1 protein-coding gene and 3 tRNA genes are annotated in these 1,994 nt (G+C 40.1%); 3 read left to right on the top strand and 1 reads right to left on the bottom strand.

Features of this window, described 5'->3' with window-relative positions; genetic code table 11:
* Positions 1-76 precede the first annotated feature (76 nt).
* From A6D97_RS21230 to A6D97_RS21220, 3 genes are all read left to right on the top strand, one after another.
* A tRNA-Asn gene (locus A6D97_RS21230) sits at positions 77-152 on the top strand.
* A 36-nt stretch (positions 153-188) separates the two neighbouring features.
* Positions 189-264 (top strand) — tRNA-Thr (locus A6D97_RS21225).
* A 29-nt stretch (positions 265-293) separates the two neighbouring features.
* Positions 294-369, top strand: a tRNA-Asn gene (locus tag A6D97_RS21220).
* A gap of 344 nt (positions 370-713) precedes the next feature.
* Here A6D97_RS21220 and A6D97_RS21215 read toward each other — a convergent pair.
* Entirely contained in the window at positions 714-1,109 is a 396-nt protein-coding gene (locus tag A6D97_RS21215; RefSeq protein WP_017060180.1) for a DUF2391 family protein, read from the bottom strand.
* Between the last annotated feature and the right edge of the window lie 885 nt (positions 1,110-1,994).

The following is a 1,994-nucleotide window of genomic DNA, read 5'->3' as shown; positions in this document are numbered from 1 at the left end:
CAACTGACTTGTAATCAGTAGGTCACCAGTTCGACTCCGGTAGTCGGCACCATTTCTTTAAAGCTTTAAGAATAATTCCCCTTTAGTTCAGTTGGTAGAACGGCGGACTGTTAATCCGTATGTCGCAAGTTCAAGTCTTGCAAGGGGAGCCAAGTTAATCATCAAGCATAAGCTTTTTGATTCATGATGCCGACTTAGCTCAGTAGGTAGAGCAACTGACTTGTAATCAGTAGGTCACCAGTTCGATTCCGGTAGTCGGCACCATTCTCTTGATTAGAGACTAAACAATCAATTCCCCTTTAGTTCAGTTGGTAGAACGGCGGACTGTTAATCCGTATGTCGCAAGTTCAAGTCTTGCAAGGGGAGCCAATTAAAAGAAGCCGCATCATTGATGCGGCTTTTTTGCATCTAAAGATCCTAACTTATTAATACAACTACCCTCACCTTTCAAATACCATATTCAATTCAGAAACCAACCGTTTTTATATCCTTCCAAAGCTACAAATCTTCGCTACTTAATGCTCTTCAAAATCTCCCAACAACAAACGACACATTCACGTAAGAGTCAGTCACAGTACGTTGCTACTCATTTTATTGACTAGGAGATCGGTTGAAAAAATCAATACTAAGTTTGGAGGTAAGAAAGCTAAATAACGAATCAAGTAAGCGCTGAAAAGCTCTGTAAGACACTTCAATACAAATTGATACACAGATTACTCTTTATCAAAACTATCCACTACAATAGCGCCCATAGAGGCTGGCATTGAAATAACAATCACTCTTTTGATCGATACGACGGGATCACTCAATAGAGGTAATTTGTCCAGGCAAGTCAGTACCAAAGCAACGACCAATGCCGTCATAACATAAGCAATCACTATTCTGAAAATAAACACCGGCAACCGAGCAACAACATCTTTTTGAAAGACACTCTCATACGTATAGAAGCCTAAGAACACCGCAGACAGTAAAAATAGCAGCAATAGATTAGCGGTAGGTAAAGTCTCCCCTAACTTCCAAGCCTCTTCAGAAAAAGAAATCGGCACGGCCAAGGCAAAAGATCCCACAAAGATCTGGCTCGCATCTTCAAAGTTAAAACTCAATTTCATAATTCGACCCATTAGGTTTAAGGCTTTATCTAATTCTGAAAAGAATCACAAAACTATCCGCCAATGATTTGGGGGATTTTTATTTCTACTAAGCAAACAGTAGTGACCTTCTAGCTTCATCTTAGTCGCAATAACCAAAACATAGCTTGAACTAACCAGCAAGAAATCAATATGCTCAGAGCAAAACGGTCAACACGACTGATTAATATCGAGTCAACAAACACATCAAAATCGAAGACAGAGTGGTAACCCCTAATATACCAGCACCTAGAACCAAGGAATCTAAATCCGCAGGGTGATAAACGTCACTTCACGAATACGAGGGATGCTCTATTTCTTAGCTTATATACCCCTCAGGCACCACTTGGGAACACACTTAGCGACTCTCACCTTTAAGCTGAATCTAGCCTACTTTCACCCTTTGAAGTACTTAGAACGAGTCGCTCAATACCATCGAGAGTGGTTTTAAGCTCAATGCATAACAAGAGACATTAAGTCGACTCATTATGAGCTCTAGCGTTCTTAAGAGAAGCCTCCATGATAGAGCCCTAATTACACGTATCCTATAGATTCACAGATAGAGCAGAAGTCAGATTTCGTAGCCGAAAGGCTGTTAACTAACACTGAGAGCCGCTCACTTAATAAAGGAAACATCTACAGCGCGTATGGCTCGAGTATCTGAATGCTAAACTTAAAGCTATATACGTTTGGAATCAGAAATGATGTAGTCCTAATCATGAGTTGGTTTTGGGGAACACCTGAGCTAAGAGCTGTGGGCTGCGGGAAAATCTTTTGTGTAAGTTATTCGACTGACGTGCGAAACACTATGATTTATACCAATTAAAGTAAAAATGTGATCTAATTAAGATTGATGAATTATTGTGA

Origin of the sequence: Vibrio sp. ZF57 (genome assembly GCF_001691235.1) — a bacterium.
Classification (GTDB): domain Bacteria; phylum Pseudomonadota; class Gammaproteobacteria; order Enterobacterales; family Vibrionaceae; genus Vibrio; species Vibrio crassostreae_C.
This window is presented reverse-complemented; position numbering and strand designations above follow the sequence as displayed.